The organism is uncultured Roseobacter sp., assembly GCF_947495275.1.
Classification (GTDB): Bacteria; Pseudomonadota; Alphaproteobacteria; order Rhodobacterales; family Rhodobacteraceae; genus Roseobacter.
The window spans coordinates 1-584 of the sequence record NZ_CANLYL010000058.1; the positions used below are offsets into that span (position 1 = coordinate 1).

Consider the following 584-nt stretch of genomic DNA (forward strand, 5'->3'; position numbering starts at 1 on the left):
CGTGTGAGCGATACCAGAACCGCGACTCCTGTTCTTTCTGAGGTTAGGGGGATCGTCGCATCTCTTCCATCATCTTTTCGCGGAAGACCTCCGCGGGTGTCTTCCATCCGAGGCATTTTCGGGGGGTAGCGTTGAGGCGGTCGCAGATCATTTTTAATTCATGATCTGAGACTGCCGTGATCTCGCGCTTCCTCGGCAGCCATCTTCGCGCACGTCGGTTTGTGTTTTCCACGGTGCCTTTCTGCCAGGGCGAGGACGGATCACAGAACCAGGTTTGTGTCCCGATCTCGGCCTGTAAGTGAGGCCAGCTGACGAACTCCGTGCCCCGGTCAAAAGTGATTGAACGGCGGGCAATGTGGGGTAGGTTGCGCACCGCCTTCATGATTTTACCCATCACCGGCTTGGTGCGTTTGTTCGGGTTCTTGAGCAAGACTGTGAAGCGGCTCACGCGCTCCACGAGGGAGGTCACATTTGACTGACCAAAGCGTTGTTTGAACAAGACAAGATCAGCCTCCCAGTGCCCAAACTGGCGGCGATGCGCGACATCATCCGGGCGGAACAGGATACTGACATCGCGGTCAAAC

Annotated in this window: 1 protein-coding gene; it reads right to left on the reverse strand. The window is 56.5% G+C overall.

The features are described 5' to 3' along the window. Positions 1-43 precede the first annotated feature (43 nt). A partial coding sequence (locus Q0802_RS24680) for an IS30 family transposase (RefSeq protein ID WP_298922664.1) occupies positions 44-584 on the reverse strand: 541 nt, incomplete at its 5' end.